The sequence below is a fragment of the Bradyrhizobium sp. SZCCHNR1015 genome (genome assembly GCF_032489875.1).
GTDB lineage: Bacteria > Pseudomonadota > Alphaproteobacteria > Rhizobiales > Xanthobacteraceae > Bradyrhizobium.
In genome coordinates, this window is sequence record NZ_JAUEYW010000030.1 from 1 (window position 1) to 15,282 (window position 15,282).

29 protein-coding genes are annotated in these 15,282 nt (G+C 64.9%); 6 read left to right on the plus strand and 23 right to left on the minus strand.

Features of this window, described 5'->3' with window-relative positions; genetic code table 11:
• Positions 1 to 89, minus strand: an 89-nt coding sequence (locus QX128_RS32765) for a hypothetical protein (RefSeq protein WP_410051481.1), incomplete at its 3' end; no start/stop codon positions are given.
• Positions 90 to 509: 420 nt separating this feature from the next.
• Between QX128_RS32765 and QX128_RS32770 the strand changes: the two genes are divergently transcribed.
• Both QX128_RS32770 and QX128_RS32775 read left to right on the plus strand, forming a co-directional pair.
• Positions 510 to 941, plus strand: coding sequence for a response regulator transcription factor (locus QX128_RS32770; RefSeq protein WP_315741025.1), 432 nt, complete (start codon positions 510 to 512; stop codon positions 939 to 941).
• The gene (locus tag QX128_RS32775; protein WP_410053203.1) at positions 835 to 1,362 is read left to right on the plus strand and encodes an ArsC/Spx/MgsR family protein; all 528 of its coding nucleotides are present in this window, start codon (positions 835 to 837) and stop codon (positions 1,360 to 1,362) included. Before QX128_RS32770 ends, QX128_RS32775 begins: the two co-directional genes overlap by 107 nt.
• An 18-nt stretch (positions 1,363 to 1,380) precedes the next feature.
• Here QX128_RS32775 and QX128_RS32780 read toward each other — a convergent pair whose 3' ends face one another.
• The 3 genes from QX128_RS32780 to QX128_RS32790 are packed head-to-tail and all read right to left on the minus strand — an operon-like array spanning position 1,381 to position 2,351.
• Positions 1,381 to 1,743, minus strand: coding sequence for a (2Fe-2S) ferredoxin domain-containing protein (locus QX128_RS32780; RefSeq protein ID WP_316239621.1), 363 nt, complete (start codon positions 1,741 to 1,743; stop codon positions 1,381 to 1,383).
• Positions 1,740 to 2,069 (minus strand): Grx4 family monothiol glutaredoxin, encoded by a 330-nt coding sequence (gene grxD, locus QX128_RS32785; protein WP_316239622.1) that lies wholly within the window; start codon positions 2,067 to 2,069, stop codon positions 1,740 to 1,742. The genes QX128_RS32780 and grxD overlap by 4 nt, the downstream gene beginning before the upstream one ends.
• A 48-nt stretch (positions 2,070 to 2,117) precedes the next feature.
• The gene (locus tag QX128_RS32790) at positions 2,118 to 2,351 is read right to left on the minus strand and encodes a BolA/IbaG family iron-sulfur metabolism protein (RefSeq protein WP_006609694.1); all 234 of its coding nucleotides are present in this window, start codon (positions 2,349 to 2,351) and stop codon (positions 2,118 to 2,120) included.
• Positions 2,352 to 2,624: 273 nt separating this feature from the next.
• On the opposite strand from QX128_RS32790, the gene QX128_RS32795 reads away from it, so the two are divergent.
• The 4 genes from QX128_RS32795 to QX128_RS32810 all read left to right on the plus strand — a co-directional run bounded on the left by QX128_RS32795 (position 2,625) and on the right by QX128_RS32810 (position 4,636).
• Entirely contained in the window at positions 2,625 to 3,116 is a 492-nt protein-coding gene (locus QX128_RS32795; protein WP_316239623.1) for a hypothetical protein, read from the plus strand.
• Between the two features lie 93 nt (positions 3,117 to 3,209).
• The gene (locus QX128_RS32800; RefSeq protein ID WP_315803800.1) at positions 3,210 to 3,572 is read left to right on the plus strand and encodes an iron-sulfur cluster assembly protein; all 363 of its coding nucleotides are present in this window, start codon (positions 3,210 to 3,212) and stop codon (positions 3,570 to 3,572) included.
• Between the two features lie 36 nt (positions 3,573 to 3,608).
• Positions 3,609 to 4,367 (plus strand): dienelactone hydrolase family protein, encoded by a 759-nt coding sequence (locus QX128_RS32805; RefSeq protein WP_316239624.1) that lies wholly within the window; start codon positions 3,609 to 3,611, stop codon positions 4,365 to 4,367.
• 26 nt (positions 4,368 to 4,393) lie between these two features.
• Positions 4,394 to 4,636: a hypothetical protein gene (locus tag QX128_RS32810; protein ID WP_316239625.1), complete on the plus strand. Its 243-nt coding sequence runs from the start codon at positions 4,394 to 4,396 to the stop codon at positions 4,634 to 4,636.
• A gap of 261 nt (positions 4,637 to 4,897) precedes the next feature.
• Here the strand turns inward: QX128_RS32810 and QX128_RS32815 are convergent, their stop codons facing one another.
• The 19 genes from QX128_RS32815 to QX128_RS32905 form a co-directional block, all read right to left on the minus strand.
• Positions 4,898 to 5,356, minus strand: a complete 459-nt coding sequence (locus QX128_RS32815) for a group II truncated hemoglobin (protein WP_315803671.1) — start codon at positions 5,354 to 5,356, stop codon at positions 4,898 to 4,900.
• Between the two features lie 15 nt (positions 5,357 to 5,371).
• Entirely contained in the window at positions 5,372 to 5,539 is a 168-nt protein-coding gene (locus QX128_RS32820; RefSeq protein ID WP_315803672.1) for a hypothetical protein, read from the minus strand.
• Between the two features lie 12 nt (positions 5,540 to 5,551).
• Positions 5,552 to 5,869, minus strand: coding sequence for a DUF6156 family protein (locus QX128_RS32825; RefSeq protein WP_316239626.1), 318 nt, complete (start codon positions 5,867 to 5,869; stop codon positions 5,552 to 5,554).
• Positions 5,870 to 5,903: 34 nt separating this feature from the next.
• Positions 5,904 to 6,116 (minus strand): hypothetical protein, encoded by a 213-nt coding sequence (locus tag QX128_RS32830; protein WP_315803674.1) that lies wholly within the window; start codon positions 6,114 to 6,116, stop codon positions 5,904 to 5,906.
• Between the two features lie 12 nt (positions 6,117 to 6,128).
• Positions 6,129 to 6,437 carry a 2Fe-2S iron-sulfur cluster-binding protein gene (locus QX128_RS32835; RefSeq protein WP_315713113.1) on the minus strand — a complete coding sequence of 103 codons (309 nt, stop codon included), beginning with the start codon at positions 6,435 to 6,437 and terminating at the stop codon, positions 6,129 to 6,131.
• 36 nt (positions 6,438 to 6,473) lie between these two features.
• The gene (locus QX128_RS32840) at positions 6,474 to 7,688 is read right to left on the minus strand and encodes a DegT/DnrJ/EryC1/StrS family aminotransferase (protein WP_315803675.1); all 1,215 of its coding nucleotides are present in this window, start codon (positions 7,686 to 7,688) and stop codon (positions 6,474 to 6,476) included.
• Positions 7,689 to 7,690: 2 nt separating this feature from the next.
• Positions 7,691 to 7,951, minus strand: a complete 261-nt coding sequence (locus QX128_RS32845) for a hypothetical protein (RefSeq protein ID WP_315803676.1) — start codon at positions 7,949 to 7,951, stop codon at positions 7,691 to 7,693.
• A 17-nt stretch (positions 7,952 to 7,968) separates the two neighbouring features.
• Positions 7,969 to 8,325: a DUF3024 domain-containing protein gene (locus QX128_RS32850; protein WP_316239627.1), complete on the minus strand. Its 357-nt coding sequence runs from the start codon at positions 8,323 to 8,325 to the stop codon at positions 7,969 to 7,971.
• Between the two features lie 14 nt (positions 8,326 to 8,339).
• Entirely contained in the window at positions 8,340 to 8,579 is a 240-nt protein-coding gene (locus QX128_RS32855; protein ID WP_316179954.1) for a nitrogen fixation protein NifZ, read from the minus strand.
• Positions 8,576 to 8,899, minus strand: a complete 324-nt coding sequence (locus tag QX128_RS32860) for a nitrogen fixation protein NifZ (protein ID WP_315803679.1) — start codon at positions 8,897 to 8,899, stop codon at positions 8,576 to 8,578. Before QX128_RS32860 ends, QX128_RS32855 begins: the two co-directional genes overlap by 4 nt.
• Positions 8,896 to 9,669 carry a 4Fe4S-binding leucine-rich repeat protein gene (locus tag QX128_RS32865; protein WP_316239628.1) on the minus strand — a complete coding sequence of 258 codons (774 nt, stop codon included), beginning with the start codon at positions 9,667 to 9,669 and terminating at the stop codon, positions 8,896 to 8,898. The genes QX128_RS32860 and QX128_RS32865 overlap by 4 nt, the downstream gene beginning before the upstream one ends.
• The gene (locus QX128_RS32870; protein WP_315803681.1) at positions 9,662 to 10,195 is read right to left on the minus strand and encodes a hypothetical protein; all 534 of its coding nucleotides are present in this window, start codon (positions 10,193 to 10,195) and stop codon (positions 9,662 to 9,664) included. Before QX128_RS32870 ends, QX128_RS32865 begins: the two co-directional genes overlap by 8 nt.
• A gap of 11 nt (positions 10,196 to 10,206) precedes the next feature.
• A complete protein-coding gene (locus tag QX128_RS32875) occupies positions 10,207 to 10,536 on the minus strand; it encodes an iron-sulfur cluster assembly accessory protein (protein WP_316239629.1) in 330 nt (109 codons plus the stop codon).
• Between the two features lie 11 nt (positions 10,537 to 10,547).
• Positions 10,548 to 10,772, minus strand: a complete 225-nt coding sequence (locus QX128_RS32880) for a YfhL family 4Fe-4S dicluster ferredoxin (protein ID WP_006609676.1) — start codon at positions 10,770 to 10,772, stop codon at positions 10,548 to 10,550.
• A 54-nt stretch (positions 10,773 to 10,826) separates the two neighbouring features.
• Positions 10,827 to 12,389: a nitrogenase cofactor biosynthesis protein NifB gene (gene nifB, locus QX128_RS32885; RefSeq protein ID WP_316239630.1), complete on the minus strand. Its 1,563-nt coding sequence runs from the start codon at positions 12,387 to 12,389 to the stop codon at positions 10,827 to 10,829.
• Positions 12,390 to 12,652: 263 nt separating this feature from the next.
• Positions 12,653 to 13,519: an SIR2 family protein gene (locus tag QX128_RS32890; RefSeq protein ID WP_315803684.1), complete on the minus strand. Its 867-nt coding sequence runs from the start codon at positions 13,517 to 13,519 to the stop codon at positions 12,653 to 12,655.
• Positions 13,519 to 13,740, minus strand: a complete 222-nt coding sequence (gene nifT, locus QX128_RS32895; protein ID WP_316218892.1) for a putative nitrogen fixation protein NifT — start codon at positions 13,738 to 13,740, stop codon at positions 13,519 to 13,521. The genes QX128_RS32890 and nifT overlap by 1 nt, the downstream gene beginning before the upstream one ends.
• Positions 13,737 to 14,951 carry a cysteine desulfurase NifS gene (gene nifS / locus QX128_RS32900; protein WP_316239631.1) on the minus strand — a complete coding sequence of 405 codons (1,215 nt, stop codon included), beginning with the start codon at positions 14,949 to 14,951 and terminating at the stop codon, positions 13,737 to 13,739. The genes nifT and nifS overlap by 4 nt, the downstream gene beginning before the upstream one ends.
• Positions 14,952 to 14,960: 9 nt before the next feature.
• Positions 14,961 to 15,251 (minus strand): NifU family protein, encoded by a 291-nt coding sequence (locus tag QX128_RS32905; RefSeq protein WP_315713137.1) that lies wholly within the window; start codon positions 15,249 to 15,251, stop codon positions 14,961 to 14,963.
• Positions 15,252 to 15,282: the final 31 nt, after the last annotated feature.

Sequence of the window (15,282 nt, forward strand, 5' to 3'; positions counted from 1 at the left end):
TCGGCGAGCGCCGCGAGCGTGTTCTGCGACGTCGTCGATTTGCCGATGCCGCCTTTGCCGTAGAATGCGATTTGTCGCAGTGATGACATTCTGCTCTCCATCAACCGATTGCCTATGTCGCGCCCGCGCTGTTCGCGAGGCGTGACCGCGTCCTCTCTGTGTCCGAACCGGCAGACGGGTTGTTGGGAAGGAGAGCATCGCTCGTCCGAAGCGTCGGCGTGCACTCAGCCCTCAACCATTGCCTGGGCCCAGTTTTGCAACGGCTGTGCCAGCACGCGCACGGCGTCAAAAACAGTCATGATTTAAAGGAGATGCGGAGCATTCCGTGAGCGATGGCGGGTTGTTGCAAACCCGACATCGGAATGCTTCGCAAGATGCGACGACGCGCGGTGCTGTCCGAAACGACACAACGGCGGCGACTTTTCAGCCGCGCGGCGCCCGGAACGAGATTTGCTAGGTCCTCTCCGCAGCCCTGCGGCACAGACGCTGACAACGTTGAGGAGGATGCAATGCAGATCGGAGTGGAGACGGCCAAGGCCGTGGACCAGCGGCGCGTGTTCGTGATCGACGACGACGAGATCACGCGCGCGGCCCTGCAGTTCATGTTGCACGACGAGATCGAGACACATGAATTGGCGACTCCCGAGGAGGCGTATGAGAAGGGCGTCGACTGGCTGGCGCCGAACGTGGTGCTGCTCGGGGTGTCCTTCCTGAAGCAACGCGGACCCGAGCTCGTCCGCGAGATCCTGGCGAAGTTCAAGGGCGTGCGGATTCTGATCGTGACCGCCAAGGCGGACGAGGCGATCGCGATCGAGGGTCTCAAGGCCGGCGCGCATGGCGCCGTGGTCAAGCCGCTCACGATCGAGTCGGTGCGCAAGAAGGTCGACACCATTCTCGGCCGCGCCGGCGGCGCGCAGCTCGTCCAGCTCGGCGGCGCCTGACGTGACGACCGTCGTCTTCTACGAGAAGCCGGGCTGCGGCACCAACGCCCGGCAGAAGCTGATGCTGACGCGCGCCGGCCACGATGTCGTCGCCAGGAATCTCTTGACCGAGCCCTGGACCGGCGAGCGGCTGCGCGCGTATTTCGCCGGGACTCCCGTCTGGGCCTGGTTCAATCCAGCCTCGCCGCGCGTGAAATCAGGAGAGATCGAGCCAGAGACGATCGAAGCCGTCGCGGCCATCGACCTGATGCTCGAGGATCCGCTGCTGATCCGCCGGCCATTGATCGAAGCCGGCGGCCAGTGCTGCGCCGGCTTCGATCGTGAACCCGTGATCTCGCTGCTTCGGCAGTACGACGATCTGGACGACGTCCAGGGCTGCACGCGTCCGGAGGCGTCGACACCTTGTTCGGAGCCGCGCTGAGCGGCTCCGGTCAGCACGTCAGCGTTTCAACACCATGACCAGGCGATCGACACGCTTGCCCTGCTTGAAGTGGGATTCGACGATCTCGTCGATATCCTCAGCGGTGGTCGGCCGATACCAGACGCCGTCCGGATAGACCACCATCATCGGTCCGGCGCTGCAGAAGCCGAAGCAGCCGGCAGCGGTGACGCCGATGTCCGTCAACCGCTGCGCCTCGATGGTCTTGGTCAGCCGGTCCCACAGCGGCTGCACGCCGAGCGCGCCGCAGCTGCCGCGCGGATGTCCGGGCGGGCGCTGCGTCAGGCAGACGAATGCCTGGTGTTTGTAGAGCTGCGGAATCTCGAACGCGTCATCCGCCTCGGCGACATCGGCATCGCTCATGACGCAGGCGCCTTGATGCCCTTGTCGGCGAGCAGTGTCGCGAGCTCGCCGGCCTGGAACATCTCGCGCACGATGTCGCAGCCACCCACGAACTCGCCCTTCACGTAGAGCTGCGGAATGGTCGGCCAGTTGGAGAACTCCTTGATGCCTTCGCGAATGAAGGGATCGGCGAGCACGTTGACGCTCTCGTACGCCACGTCGAGCTTGGCCAGGATCTGCGCCACCGCGGCGGAGAAGCCGCATTGCGGCGCGGCCGGCACGCCCTTCATGAACAGCATGACATCACTGCCGTCGATCAGCTTCTGAATGCGTTCGGATGTCGACATGGACTGGATCCTTTCCCTGAATGCGACCGATCAGCCGGGCGGCAACGATCACTTCGGCAATGACGTTTCGAGCGCCAGCGCGTGCAGCACGCCGCCCATCTGGCCCTTGAGAGCCGAATAGACCATCTGATGCTGCTGCACCCGGCTCTTCCCAGCGAAGGCCTGTGAGGTGACGCGCGCCGAATAATGGTCGCCATCGCCTGCCAGATCCTCGATCACGACAACGGCATCCGGGAACGCCTCCTTGATCAGACGCTCGATATCCGTTGCTGCCATCGCCATCGCTGCTGCTCCCGCTGGATTGATGACGGCATCATGCAAGCTCCGAACCAGTCATTTGCGCGCCGCAATCGCCGGCTCGCCGGCATCTGACGACGTGTCCACGCCAAATCGCGCAAGCGTCGCGTCGTGTTTGCGACATCGGCCGCGGGGCGGCGAGGAAGCGGCGTTCAAAATCCAACATCGGCCCGTTCTTCCACCCGCCTCGTGCCGGCTTCGACACTGCTGCGCCCGCGCGAAAACGGTCCGTGTCTTGCAGTGATTTGATCGAGGTCAATGCAGATGCTCGAACTCGTCAGCGAACCCGACACGATCAACTTCGGCGATCTGTCGCAAGAGATCGATGCCCTGTTGCAACAGGGCGTGGCGGCGTACCGCCGCGACCACGCGCAGGCGGATCGGCTGTTTCGCCAGGCGCTGGCGGCCGCTCCGCAGCAGCTTCCGACCTACTTCTGCCTATATAAGATTCACACCTATCAGGGCCATCTCGACGAGGCAGAGGCGGTCGCCGAGCTGGGCCTTGCCGAAGCGGCGCGCCAGGCCGGCTGGCCACGTGATTGGCGGCATTGGACGCCGCATGATCCGCTGCCGGACGGCGCCGGCCGCTTCGCGCTCTACACGCTGAAGGCCCTCGCCTTCATCCATCTGCGCAAGACTGATTCCGAGGGCGCAGCCGAAATGCTCGCCGCGCTGCGGCGACTCGATCCCACCGGCGCCGTCGGATGGCCGGTCGTCGCCGCGCTGGCCGAGGGGCTCGGTCCGGAATGAGGCGACGCCATGCACGAGCGAAGCGAAACATGACTCGAATTGCAACGACCATCCCCCGGTGCGAACCAGGATCATGAGAGGAACCAACGCATGATGACCATGCACGCCCCGCCCCCTCCTTCCCCGGCGCAGACCGCCGTAGCGACCGGCTCCCAGAGTGCAGCCGAGAGCGTGATTGCGGCGTTGCGAACGGTCTATGACCCGGAGATTCCGGTGAACGTCTACGATCTCGGGCTGGTCTATCGGATCGCGCACGAGGGCGGCGGCGCCGTCGAGATCGACATGACCCTGACGGCGCCCGGCTGCCCGGTCGCGAGCGAGATCGTTCGCATGGTGGAGGACGCCGTGCAGGCCGTCGACGGCGTCGCATCGGTGAAAGTCACGCTCGTGTTCGAGCCGCCCTGGGACAAGTCGCGCATGTCCGAAGAGACCGCGCTGGAGCTGGGTTTGTTGTAACGCGCGCCAACCGCGCAACGGAAGCAGGAGCATCACATGCCTACGGAGAGCACGATCAAGCTGACCGCCAGCGACGGCCATACCTTTCAGGCGTTTCGTGCCGATCCCACCGACGCGCCGAAGGGGGCGATCGTCGTCCTGCCGGACGGCGCTGACGCTGCCGGCAGGCTACGCAAGATCGCCGATGCCTTTGCGGCCAGCGGATATGTCGTGATTGCGCCGGAGCTGTCACCTCCTGCGGCGATCGAATCGACGGTGGAGGGCGAGCCGGCCAAGTCCGTGCCGGATCCGACAACGCCGCTGCTCGCCGAAGTCCAGTCGACCGTCGACAGCGTCAAGGACTGCGGCAAGGTGGCGGTAGTCGGCTTCGGCGCCGGCGGCGGTCTGGCCTATGACGCGGCCAACCGCGTCTCCGGCGTGGCCTGCGCGGTGAGCTACTACGCGACAGGTGTCGTCAATGCGGCCGGCGCCAAGCGCAAGATTCCGACCCTGCTCCATTTCGGCGAGGCCGACATCGTCGTGCCGTTCGCGGAGGTGACCATGTTCCGCGCCTATCATCCCGAGGTCAGCGCATTCTCCTATCCGAATGCCGCGCATGCGTTCGACGGCAACGGCGAGACCTATGATGAATCTGCAGCCGCGCTGGCACATGAGCGGACACTGGCGTGGATCTCGCAATACGTCGTCGGCCAGCCGCCGATCACGCTGAAGAATGCCGGCGCCTACGCGCTCGCCAAGACCGACAAGAAAAAGAAGAAGAAGGCCGACGACGACATGGGACCGCCGACCGATTGAGAATCCGATGGAGTGAGAGCGTCGCGATGCTGCCGACCACCATCCTGATCGACGAGCGGCCACGTTGCGTGGTGCGCCCCAACGACACCAAGGATCTCAACCGCTTCATCCGCAACGGCAAGCCTTTTCTGCTCGCCGAGCATCCGGACGGCAAGATCACCCACCGCAACGCCAGCGGTACCGAGCTGATCCAATGGCAGAACGCGCTGGCGCTGCACCGCGCCTGGGGCGGCGACGACGAGAATTTCTTCGGCGTGCCGTTGTATTAGTTGGGTACTAGTTGTGGTCCGATGGACTACAAGAACCTTCGGATCACCTACAAGCTCGCTGCGCGATACAGCGCCCTCTCCCCTTGTGGGAGAGGGCATGCAGGACAGCGCAGCAGACTCGGTTGGGTGAGGGGTCTCTCTCGCCGGGCGCCACCTCGCAGAGAGCCCCCCTCACCCGACCAAATATGTGGAGAGGCCGGCGATGCCCTCTCCCACAAGGAGAGAGGGCCCATTCTTGAGCACCGCGGCTTACCTCTCAGCTCACGGTCGCGCGGCCCGCGCGTCGTGCGGATTGCCGGCCTGGTTGCGCATCCAGTCGGCAAGCTTGGTCATCGCGGCGTCGACATCCTGGCGGGCCTCGATGTCGCTGACGGTCTCCTCGAGCGCGCCGCGCATGCAGAGCAGCCAGGCGTCGCGCTCGGCATTGCCGATGGGAAAGCCCATATGGCGCTGACGCAGCCGCGGATGCCCCTTCTCAGGTGAATACAGCTTCGGGCCGCCGAGCCATTCCGAGAGGTATCGCTTCAGGATGTGCTTGATCGGCCCAAGATTGGTGCCGTGCATGTCGCGGATGGCCCTCGCCTCGGGCAGAGTATCCATCCGGTGGTAGAACGACTCGACCAGACGATCGACCACGACGGCGCCGCCAATTCGTTCATAGGGCGTGACGACCGGTCCCGCTTCTGAAGTCCCGGTCTCTGAAGTCCCAGCATCCGCCATCGGTCGTTCCTGTCTCTACTCGTCCAAGCTCGGCTGCAGGATGACCTCAGCCGGCGCCCCCGGGCCCTGCTGGTCCACGAGCTCCAGCGCATCGACACGCGACAAACCGCCGCCACTGTCCATCAGCACGATAGCGTCCTTCGGCATGCTGGCAAGAGCCTCGATCAGCTTGGCGACAGTCACGGTCCCTCCCGCTCACGCAGCGTCGTGCGCCGCCACAGGCGCGCCGGTCTCGTCGAAATGCAGCGTCACCGGATCCTCGTCGAGCATCACGATCTCGGCCCGGCTCAGCGCCCCATTGGCATGGTAGCTGTAGCAGTGCGTGAGCTCGATCTCGCCATAGACGATCTTTTCGAACCCGGTCAGTACGCCTTCGGCATCGAAATAGCCGCGGATGAACGTGTTCCGGTTCGAGAGCTGCTCAGGCGCGATCGCAGTCACCAGCCGCAGCGGCAGCTTGACACCGGTGTAGGAGACGAAGAATCGACACGCCTGTCCCGCATCCGCGCTCATGCTGCCGCTCGCATCGAAGGTCACACCGCCGCCGTCACGAGACGGCTGCGGTCTTCAGGGCCTCAATCTGGTCACGGTCGACCTTGAACACGCCGCGGCCGCCGGCAAAGGTCTGATAGGCCTTCATGCCGATCGCAGCACTCAACTTGTCGAACCATTGCTGCGGCGTCAGGTCCCCGGGGCGCTCGCTGATCTCGGCGACAGTGCCGTCATTGGCGAAGCGGACATGCAGCGTCAAATTGTCCATGGTATCCTCCCCTTACAGGCCTGAACCGAAGCCGAGCAGCTCGATCTTGACGTTCTCGGTGCCAAGGATGGTCGCCTGGCAGGCGAGGCGCGACTTCGAGCCGACGCCGACGATGGTGTCGAGCTTCTCGTTCTCGAGCTTCGTCACCTTCGACACGCCCTTGCGTCCCTCCTGCAGGAAGATGTGGCAGGAGCCGCACTTTGCCTGGCCCTCGCATTTGTGCTGGATCTCGACCTCAGCGCCGAGCAGCGCTGCCAGAATGGTGGTGCCCTCGCCCACCTCGATCGTCTTGCCGGAGGGCATGACCGTTAGAGTTGCCATTGAATGTCTCCTTTGCTGGGTTGAGTTCAACTGGTGTCAGTAGATCGCGGCGCCCGCCCCGACATTGACCGAGGCGTCCTTCATCGTCGCAACGATGAAGGCGATCTGGTCCGTGGTGAGATGGACGTGGAACGGCAGGGCCACCACACGATCGGCCACCTTCTCCGTCACGAGATAATCGCCACGGCGATAGCCCATGTCGAAATAGTGTCGCTGCAGATGCAGAGGATTCGAATAGGCCACCGCCTCGACCTGCTCGACCCTGAGATCCTCGACGATCGAGTCCCGGCTCGACTTCGAGAACCGGGTGCCGAGATGGACCTGGTAGAGGAACCAGTTCACCTCGGTGACATCTGGACCGACATAGGGATCCTTGATGCCCTCGAACGACTGCACCTCGCTGTAATAGATCTGCTCGATCAGCTTGCGCCGCTCGAGGATCTCGTCGATCCGCCTCAGTTGCGCCAGCCCGAGCGCGGCGGTCACGTCGCTCATCACGGCCTGGTGCGACGCGCTGCTGCTGACCACGACCGATGCGCGCTCGTCGAGCCGGTGCGACCGGTGCCGACGCACGGCCACCGCGATGTCGACGTCGTCGGTGACGACCATGCCGCCCTCGCCGCAGGTCAGCGCGAAGGGCTGCGAGAAGTCGAACACCGCGGCTGTACCGAATGTGCCGACCAGCGCCCCCTTGTATCTCGAGCCGATAGCCTCGGTCGAATCCTCGATGACAGGCAGTTCGTGGGCTTTCGCGATCGCCTGCAGCTCAGACCATTTGGCCGGGTGGCCGTTGGTGTTGCCGGCCAGGATCGCCTTGGTGCGCTCCGTGATGCGCGCCTCGATCTTGCTCGGGGCCAGCGTGCCCGAATAGTAGTCGATATCGGCAAACACCGGCTTGGCGCCGGCGATGCTGATCGCATGCGCGATCTCGCGGAACGAATACGACGACGCGATCACCTCGTCGCCGGGCCCGATCCCCATCGCCTTCAGAATCAGCAGCAGACCGAGCGTTCCGCTCGGGACGGCGATGGCATATTTGCGCCCGAGATAGGCGGCGAACGTTGCCTCGAACTCCTCCACCAGCGGACCGCAGGACAGCCGCGGCGAGCGAAGCGTCGCCTCGACCGCCGCGATCTCCGCCGTCGTGATGTCGGGATCGGACAGCGGGATGAAGTCGGAGCCAACCGGCGTAAGTTCGGTCTCGTCCTGCTCCTGTCGATCCGCATCGTGCACCAGAACGGGATTGATCATGATCAGCTCCGCCTGGCGAGGATCAGGCCGGTGGCCTTCGCCGGATCGTCGGTGACCCCAGCGCAATGTTCGCTGGCGTCGAGCAGATGCAGATCGAACGCCGGATAGCTGCGGAACGGCGCCTCGGTCACGTCGGAGGCATCACACCGCGTCAGCGCCAGCTTGGGAAACCGACGGCGCAGTTCGCCGAACGCCGCGCTGCCGGCATCTGGTCCGGTGAGGACCTGCTCGATCTCATTCAGTTCCTGCTCGGCAAGCGCCATGCCACCCGTCCTCTTTGCTACTGCCAGAATATCCGCTCGGGATCGGCGTTCAGTTCGTCAACCGCCGCGGTCAACCGCCGATGCACGCTGTGCAGCTCCCAAATCCCCCGACCGTGATCTCTCCAGAACAGCTTCCACATTGCGTTCGCGGCGTCATGACGCAGTAGCGCGACGTCGATCACCCCGCCGTCCTTGTCGATGTTGCGCGAGCAGCACGGACTCTGGACGTGATAGCCCTCAGTCGCCGGCGACACCGTCGGCTCGACGTAGCGATAGCGCTTGCGCGACTTCAGCGCGCGTTCGATCCGCTTGCGATCCAGTTCGTTGGGATGCGCAGGCAGGATGACGCTGGGCTCGAGCGCGGCTGCGATCATGGCAGAACATCTCCCTAGACCGGGACGATCTCCTCTTCGAGACAGCCCACGACGAGCTGCTCGCCGAACTCGACGAGATAGATCGGCATGTTCGCCTCGGTGTGAGTGCCGACCTGGACGATCTCGCCCATGTCACCGACGCCGACCAGCTTCGCCTCGGCCGGCGCGTTCGGGAACGAGCCGTCGTTGACGAGATCGATCAGCGCCTTCACCCGCTGACCCCATTGATATCTAGGCAGACGCGGCTCGATCATGATCTGGTTGCTCCCGGCAGCGGCAGCTCGTCCTCGGCCTCCCCGCGGGGAACGGTGGATTCGAGCTCCTTGCGCTTCATGCCGACGCGGTTTCCGCTCTCGAGAAACTCGACGCCGTAGATGTAGAACTGCTGCAGGAAGGTTCCGATCGAGACGACGTAGCCGACCTCGCCCTTCTTCGCAAGGATCTCGCCGATCTCCTTGCCTGCATAGGTGCCGTCGTTGCGGATCGTACGCTTGGCCTTGACCTTCTCGCCAAACGCGAAATACGGCGGCGCGGACAGCTCCACGACCTCGCTGTCACGAACGATGTTGCTCATGCCGGTTTCTCCATCGCAGCTCCGGAACGATTGTCGAGCCGGCCGCGCGCCATCTCCTGCACCAGCGGATCCTCGTCGCGCGCCAACTCGCCGAGCTCGCTGAGCGCGATCCGGCTCGCAACCTCGTGACGCACCCGCCAATCGGCGTCCTTGCGCATCGCGGTGAGGAGATCAGGCACGAGGCGCTCGGCGATCTCGAGCCGTACCCGTGGATCGGGGTCGCTGATCATGCCGAGCAGCCAGTCGCTCGGGATGCGCCGCGCGACGACGCGGCGGACCTCGGCCTCCGGGTCCCCCATCATGCGGCCGAGCACAGACGGCACGATGCGGCGCGCCACGACGAGGCGGACGTAATAGTCGTCGTCCATCATCATCGGCATCAGGTCTTCCGGATCGAGCACGGTCGCGATCCGAATGCGGACCTCGCGATGCGGATCATGGCGCAGCCGCAGCACCAGCCGCTTCGGCAGCCGCCGCGCGGCGTTCCAGCGCACCGTCTCCTCGGGATCATCGAGCAGCGGCGGCAGAAAGAACGGGCTGGCATGCTTCGCCGCGATCGCACGAACCTCGAAGTGCGGATGCTTGACGTAGCCGTTGGCGAGCGCCGGATTCCAATTGAAGAAGCGGTCGATGCGACGGGCGTAGCGATCGTGCACGCAGGCGTGCCGAAGGCGACATCCGCCGGATGCGTTGAGCGGCGCGTGTTCGCAGCTCGCGCAACTGATCTCGTTGCCCTGCCAGTCGATGGCCTCGTCGATGTCGTCATTCATCGTCGAGCTCCACCCGGTCGACCACCTCGAGCAGGACGCGTGCGCCGATCTTGTCGCTGGGATCGAGCTCGAGCAGCTTCTGCACCGCGAGCCGTCCCTCGACGAGATTGCCGAGGCGCATCTGCAAATAGGCGTATCCCTTCAAGGTGAACATGAAGAAGCGCGGCAGCATGTTGTCATAGCTGCCGAACTCGGCATGACCGGCGCGAACGTCGCGCCAGTGCGGTGGCAAGCGGTTTTCGACGGCCGCCTTGGCGAGGCACCGCTTGGCGATCCGCAGCGCGTCAGCGAGCCGTCCCTTGTAGAAATAGAAGCGGTAGAAGCCGATCAGGACCGCCGCATGCCCAGGCGCCAGCGCGTCCGCCTCCTTCAGATGCGTCTCCGCAACCTCGTCGAGATGATAGCTCTGGCCCGCCTGCCACAGATGATACTCGGCTTCCTCCGGCAGGCCGCCGCCGAGCAGCGCGTCGGCGAGCAGCGCGTCCTCGATGGCAGTCTGAGAGCTGGGCCGGGCATCGGTGGGCATGGCGAGCTGTCCTAGTGCTCCAGCGCCTTCAAGGCATGGGTCGAGCACGAGACCTGTTTCGGATCGTGAAACACGAGGCCGGTCTGCGTCGCGGTATCCGCGAAGTCGATGGTGACGCCGTCCAGCAGCAGCCGGCTCTCTGCCGGCAGGAACAGCTTGACGCCGTCCCGCTCGACCACGGCATCGCCGGGCCGGGGTGCGGCGAGGACGCTGATGTCGGCGGCGAGCCCGGAGCAGCCGCCGGGAGAAACGGCGAGCCGGAAGCCCGAGCCCGCAGTGCCGTCAGCCCGCAGCATCATGCGCATGAATTTCTGGGCGGCCGGCGTGAGCGTGAAGTTCATCTCGGTCTCCCTCAAGCCGGCGGCTGGTAGCGCGGGAACGAATTGTCGATCACGCAGGTGTTGTCGACCGGGCAGACCGCCGCGCATTGCGGCTCGTCGAAATGGCCGATGCACTCGGTGCACTTCTTCGGATCGATCACGAAGGTGCCGTTCTTCTCCGAGATCGCCACGTTCGGACATTCGGGTTCACAGGCCGAGCAGCTCGTGCACTGCGAGGCAATGATCTTCAAGGTCATCAAAGGCTCCTGTCGAAAGGGCCCGGCGACGGGATCGCGTCGCCGGGTCTGATGTCACGCCGCCGAGATCAGGGCGCCCTGTCGAATTTCGGCGTCGCCGCGCACGACGTGCTGGATCTCGCCGCTGTTCACCCTGTCGAGATAGCTCTTGAACCAGGCGATCGCGGACTTCTCGATGAACTCATGCGCGAACTGGTCGACCGGCTCGATGCCCGCGGCCTGCAGGTCGCTCTTGGGGCAGCCGCCGATCTTGGCCACGAACACCGCATGGCAGTCGTTGATGGCACGGATGACGGTCTCCAGGCTGTCCTCGTCGCCATAGCCGCCCTGGCAGTACAGATCGACGCGGCGGTGACCGACGAACTTCGCGCCTGCCGTGGAGAGCTCGTAGACCTGGAACTCCTTGGCGTGGCCGAAATGCTCGTTGATCAGGCCCGAGCCCTTGGTCGCGACCGCGATCAAGAGCTTGATGTCGCTGGACTGGCCGGCGAGCGAGGCGAGCTCCTCCTGCTTCGCCACGACCTTGGCGACGCGCTCGCTCTCCACCGCTTCCTGATAGGCCTTGCGGCTGTCGATGTCGTAGTTCACCTCCATCGCCATGATCTTGTCGGTGGTGAACTCGGCCGAGCGATCCTCGCCGAGCAGGCCCACGGCGTCGGCGCGGCACTGCCGGCAATGCCGCATCATGTTCATCTCGCCTTCGCACTCGTCCTGCAGCGCCTTCAACTCCTGCGCCGTCGGGCCGCGCTGGCCGGTCAGGCCGAACACGGTGCCGTGCTCCGGCGAGGAAATCAGCGGCATGATGTTGTGCAGGAACGCGCCGCGCGACTTCACCGCCTTGTTGACCTCGACGAGGTGCTTGTCGTTGACGCCCGGGATCATCACCGAGTTGACCTTGCAGAGGATGCCGCGCTCGGTCAGCATTTCCAGGCCCTGCAGCTGACGATCGGTCAGCAGCTTCGCCGCCTCGACGCCGGTGTAGCGCTTGTGCTTCCAGAACACCCAGGGATAGATCTTGGCGCCAATCTCAGGGTCGACCATGTTGATCGTGATCGTAACGTGATCGACGTTGAAGCCGGCGATGGTGTCGACATGGTCCGGGAGCGCGAGGCCGTTGGTCGACAGGCAGAGCTTGATGTCCGGGGCGGTCCGGGCGATCAGCTCGAAAGTCTTGAACGTCTTCTCCGGATTGGCGAGCGGATCGCCGGGCCCGGCAATGCCCAGCACCGTCATCTGCGGAATGGTCGAGGCGACGGCGAGCACCTTCTTGGCGGCCTGCTCCGGCGACAGCTTCTCGCTGACCACGCCCGGACGCGACTCGTTGGCGCAGTCATATTTGCGGTTGCAGTAGTTGCACTGGATGTTGCAGGCGGGCGCGACCGCGACGTGCATGCGCGCGTAGTGATGATGCGCCTCCTCGCTGTAGCAGGGGTGGTTCTTCACCTTCTCCCAGATCTCCGGCGGCAGGTCGTTCTCGCCGGCGCCAGAGCCGCAGCTCGCCTTGCCGCTGCCGCCCGAGGTGCCGCAACCCTTGTGTTCCGCGATGGTCTGCATCACCGAGCTCAGCTTGTCGCCGTCCGGTATCGTCGCCTGTTCGTGCTGCACTGACGCGTCCATGTCCGCTCCTTACGTTGCTGGCGAGCCGCAAACCGCCTTGACGATGGTTCAGCAACTCGCGTGCCACGCCGCGGAAGCGGTCATTTCGCCGGACTATCAACGTGTTAGTGAGATGATTGCGCCTGTCGCCTTGCCAACATGCGAGAGGCTCGCGATCGCGCGGATGTTAGAAACGTTACAGACTCGGCCAAGGCCTCAAGCCGAACAGCAAGACAGCGCGGCATGCGACCGCGCTGTCCGATGATCCGATCGATTGGTTGTATTCAGCCGCCGATGATGATCTCGGTGGCGCGGACCAGCGGAATCGCGATCGGCGTCAACCGCTCGGCAATGAAGAACTTCAGCTCGTTCTTCGACAATGAGTCGGGCTCGACCAGGACGTAATGCTCGGCGCCGGAGCGCTTGATCACCTGGCGACCATAGGTGCGCAGCAGCTGGTCGTTGAAGCGGCAGCCGATGAACAGGAAGCTGCGGTCGGTGCGCCGATCCTTGACCGTGTCGGGTATCGGCGTCTGGATGTCGATGTCGGTCAAGACCTCGACATAGTCGGCATCGGTGATCAGGAAGTTCTTGGCCGGCGTGATCCCGCCATGCGGCTTGTAGAGCAGCGTGGTCCAGCTTGCAGCCTTCTCGCGATCGCTCTCGGCGCCCGCGGCGTCATAGAAGCGATACCAGCGGTCCTCGCCGATGCCGGCACGGGTGATGCCCTGCACCTCGCCCCAGTCAGTACGTCCAGCCAGCGCCGTCCGCATGGCGCCGTCATACCAGCTGTCGACGATCATCGGCAGCGGCAGCGACGCCAGATGCTGCTGCAGCGGTGTCGGCGCGACCGGCGCGGCAAAGGCTTCAGCCATCAGCGCCGTCACCGTCGAGCGGTGGCGCGTGCTCTCGATGTGCTGGGCTGAAGCCCACGCATTGCCCTTGGCGCGGCGCGGCAGCGCCACCTTGGTGCCGAAGAACGCGGCCAGCGCTTCAGGATTCATCGGCACGTCGGCGCCGGACTGCTCCGACACGGCGGGACCGAGGAACGGGACGACCTTGCCGGCCTTCAGTCCGGCGACAACGTCCTTGAGCAGGGCCTCGGCATCGGCCTGCTTGACGATGTCGATATGAGGAAGCGGCGCGTTCATCACTCGTCCCCTTCGCCACCGCGCTTGCGCGCATTGATCGTGATCGGCAGCCGCGTGTCGGCGGCCATCTGCGGCAAATCCAGCACCCAGCCATTGGCGATGCGGATCCAGCCGCCCCACAAGGACTCGTGCTCGGACTCGACGATGGGCTCCTCGAGGTCCTTTTTGGGGACGTAGATCGACAGGCCCGTTTCCGGCGAGCGGCGGATCATGACTTTCATTGCGTGAGCTCCGTGGATCGAAGGGGGTCCGCCGATTGCGGAGGATGATGCTGCAGCCAGGCCGGCGAGGTCTCGCGCAACCTGGCGACGATATCGGGCAGAACCTGCAGCACGCGCTCGATGTCCTCGGTCGACGTGTCGCGCGACAAGGAAAAGCGGACGGCGCCGCGCAGCAGATCGGCCGGAACGTTCATCGCGCGCAGCACATGCGACGGCTCCATCGAGCCGGACGCGCAGGCGGAGCCGAGCGAAGCCGCGATGCCGGCCTGGTTCAGGCGCATCACGATCGGCTCGCCTTCCAGATGCTGGAAGGCGATGTTGGAGGTGTTCGGCAGGCGATGGTCCGGATCGCCGAGCACGGCGCAATGGCCGACGCTCTGGATGATGTCCTGCTCCAGCCGGTCGCGCAGACTGCGCACCCGGCCCTGCTCATCGGCCAGATGTCGGCCAGCGAGCTCGGCCGCCTTGCCGAGCCCGACGATCGCGGGCACGTTCTCGGTGCCGCCACGTCGCCGGCGCTCCTGCGGGCCGCCGCGCAGAAGCGGCACGAACGGCGTGCCCTTTCTGACATACAGCGCACCGATGCCCTTGGGACCGTGCAGCTTGTGGCCGGACAGCGACAACAGGTCGATATCGGCGCTCTTCAGATCGATCGGGATCTTGCCGACCGCCTGCACGGCGTCGGTGTGGAATAGCGCGCCGGCCTCATGCGCGAGCTTGGCCAGCTCGGAAACCGGAAACAGCGTGCCGGTCTCGTTGTTCGCCCACATCACCGAGGCGATCGCCGTGCGCGGCCCAAGCGCGCGCCGGTAAGCCTCCAGATCGAGGCGGCCGGCGGCATCGACGCCGACCAGATGCACGGTCGCGCCACGCCGATCCCGCAGATATTCGACGAGCGACAGGATCGCGGGATGCTCCACCGCCGTCGCGACGATCTCGTTCCGGCCCTCCTGCGCGTCGAGCGCCGACAGGATCGCGGCATTGTCGGATTCCGTCCCGCCCGAGGTGAAGACGATCTCGTGGTCGAAAGCGGCGCCGAGCAGCGCCTGCAGGCTCTTGCGCGCCTGCCTCACGGCCCCGGCGACCTCGCTGCCGAACGCATGCGAGGACGACGCATTGCCGAACTGGTCCGTGAAGAACGGCAACATCGCGGCGACGACCTCGGGATCCGCGCGGGTCGTCGCGTTGTTGTCGAGATAGACCGGGCGCAAGACCGCTCCTTAATGCCGCGCCTTGGCTGCGCCGGCCACCGGAACGAGGCGAACGAACTCGCCGAGCTTTTCGATCATGCGCGCCTGGATGCCTTCGAGCGTCGCGCTGGCGAGCTTGCAGAAAATACAGGCGCCGGCGAGCTTGACCATGATCTTGTTGCCGTCGATCTCGACGAGTTCGCAATCGCCGCCGTCGCGCTTGAGATTCGGACGGACCTCCTCGATCACGGCCCGGATGATCCGCTCGCGCTCGCTCATCTGCGACGGCGCTTCGACGATGCCCTGGGATTCGACCAGCATGGTTTCACTTCTCGCGTTTTGAATGATCGAG

Coding starts and splice junctions, on each gene's coding strand:
- QX128_RS32875 (WP_316239629.1), bottom strand. CDS start 10,536: ATGAACTTCACGCTCACGCCGGCCGCCCAGAAATTCATGCGCATGATG.
- QX128_RS32890 (WP_315803684.1), bottom strand. CDS start 13,519: ATGAACGCGCCGCTTCCTCATATCGACATCGTCAAGCAGGCCGATGCC.
- QX128_RS32810 (WP_316239625.1), top strand. CDS start 4,394: ATGCTGCCGACCACCATCCTGATCGACGAGCGGCCACGTTGCGTGGTG.
- QX128_RS32840 (WP_315803675.1), bottom strand. CDS start 7,688: ATGATCAATCCCGTTCTGGTGCACGATGCGGATCGACAGGAGCAGGAC.
- QX128_RS32780 (WP_316239621.1), bottom strand. CDS start 1,743: ATGAGCGATGCCGATGTCGCCGAGGCGGATGACGCGTTCGAGATTCCG.
- QX128_RS32795 (WP_316239623.1), top strand. CDS start 2,625: ATGCAGATGCTCGAACTCGTCAGCGAACCCGACACGATCAACTTCGGC.
- QX128_RS32805 (WP_316239624.1), top strand. CDS start 3,609: ATGCCTACGGAGAGCACGATCAAGCTGACCGCCAGCGACGGCCATACC.
- QX128_RS32865 (WP_316239628.1), bottom strand. CDS start 9,669: ATGAATGACGACATCGACGAGGCCATCGACTGGCAGGGCAACGAGATC.
- QX128_RS32835 (WP_315713113.1), bottom strand. CDS start 6,437: ATGGCAACTCTAACGGTCATGCCCTCCGGCAAGACGATCGAGGTGGGC.
- QX128_RS32790 (WP_006609694.1), bottom strand. CDS start 2,351: ATGGCGATGGCAGCAACGGATATCGAGCGTCTGATCAAGGAGGCGTTC.
- QX128_RS32850 (WP_316239627.1), bottom strand. CDS start 8,325: ATGATCGCAGCCGCGCTCGAGCCCAGCGTCATCCTGCCTGCGCATCCC.
- nifB (WP_316239630.1), bottom strand. CDS start 12,389: ATGGACGCGTCAGTGCAGCACGAACAGGCGACGATACCGGACGGCGAC.
- QX128_RS32825 (WP_316239626.1), bottom strand. CDS start 5,869: ATGAGCGCGGATGCGGGACAGGCGTGTCGATTCTTCGTCTCCTACACC.
- QX128_RS32800 (WP_315803800.1), top strand. CDS start 3,210: ATGACCATGCACGCCCCGCCCCCTCCTTCCCCGGCGCAGACCGCCGTA.
- QX128_RS32830 (WP_315803674.1), bottom strand. CDS start 6,116: ATGGACAATTTGACGCTGCATGTCCGCTTCGCCAATGACGGCACTGTC.
- nifT (WP_316218892.1), bottom strand. CDS start 13,740: ATGAAAGTCATGATCCGCCGCTCGCCGGAAACGGGCCTGTCGATCTAC.
- QX128_RS32880 (WP_006609676.1), bottom strand. CDS start 10,772: ATGACCTTGAAGATCATTGCCTCGCAGTGCACGAGCTGCTCGGCCTGT.
- QX128_RS32770 (WP_315741025.1), top strand. CDS start 510: ATGCAGATCGGAGTGGAGACGGCCAAGGCCGTGGACCAGCGGCGCGTG.
- QX128_RS32815 (WP_315803671.1), bottom strand. CDS start 5,356: ATGGCGGATGCTGGGACTTCAGAGACCGGGACTTCAGAAGCGGGACCG.
- QX128_RS32855 (WP_316179954.1), bottom strand. CDS start 8,579: ATGATCGAGCCGCGTCTGCCTAGATATCAATGGGGTCAGCGGGTGAAG.
- QX128_RS32775 (WP_410053203.1), top strand. CDS start 835: ATGGCGCCGTGGTCAAGCCGCTCACGATCGAGTCGGTGCGCAAGAAGG.
- QX128_RS32870 (WP_315803681.1), bottom strand. CDS start 10,195: ATGCCCACCGATGCCCGGCCCAGCTCTCAGACTGCCATCGAGGACGCG.
- QX128_RS32905 (WP_315713137.1), bottom strand. CDS start 15,251: ATGCTGGTCGAATCCCAGGGCATCGTCGAAGCGCCGTCGCAGATGAGC.
- QX128_RS32860 (WP_315803679.1), bottom strand. CDS start 8,899: ATGAGCAACATCGTTCGTGACAGCGAGGTCGTGGAGCTGTCCGCGCCG.
- QX128_RS32845 (WP_315803676.1), bottom strand. CDS start 7,951: ATGGCGCTTGCCGAGCAGGAACTGAATGAGATCGAGCAGGTCCTCACC.
- grxD (WP_316239622.1), bottom strand. CDS start 2,069: ATGTCGACATCCGAACGCATTCAGAAGCTGATCGACGGCAGTGATGTC.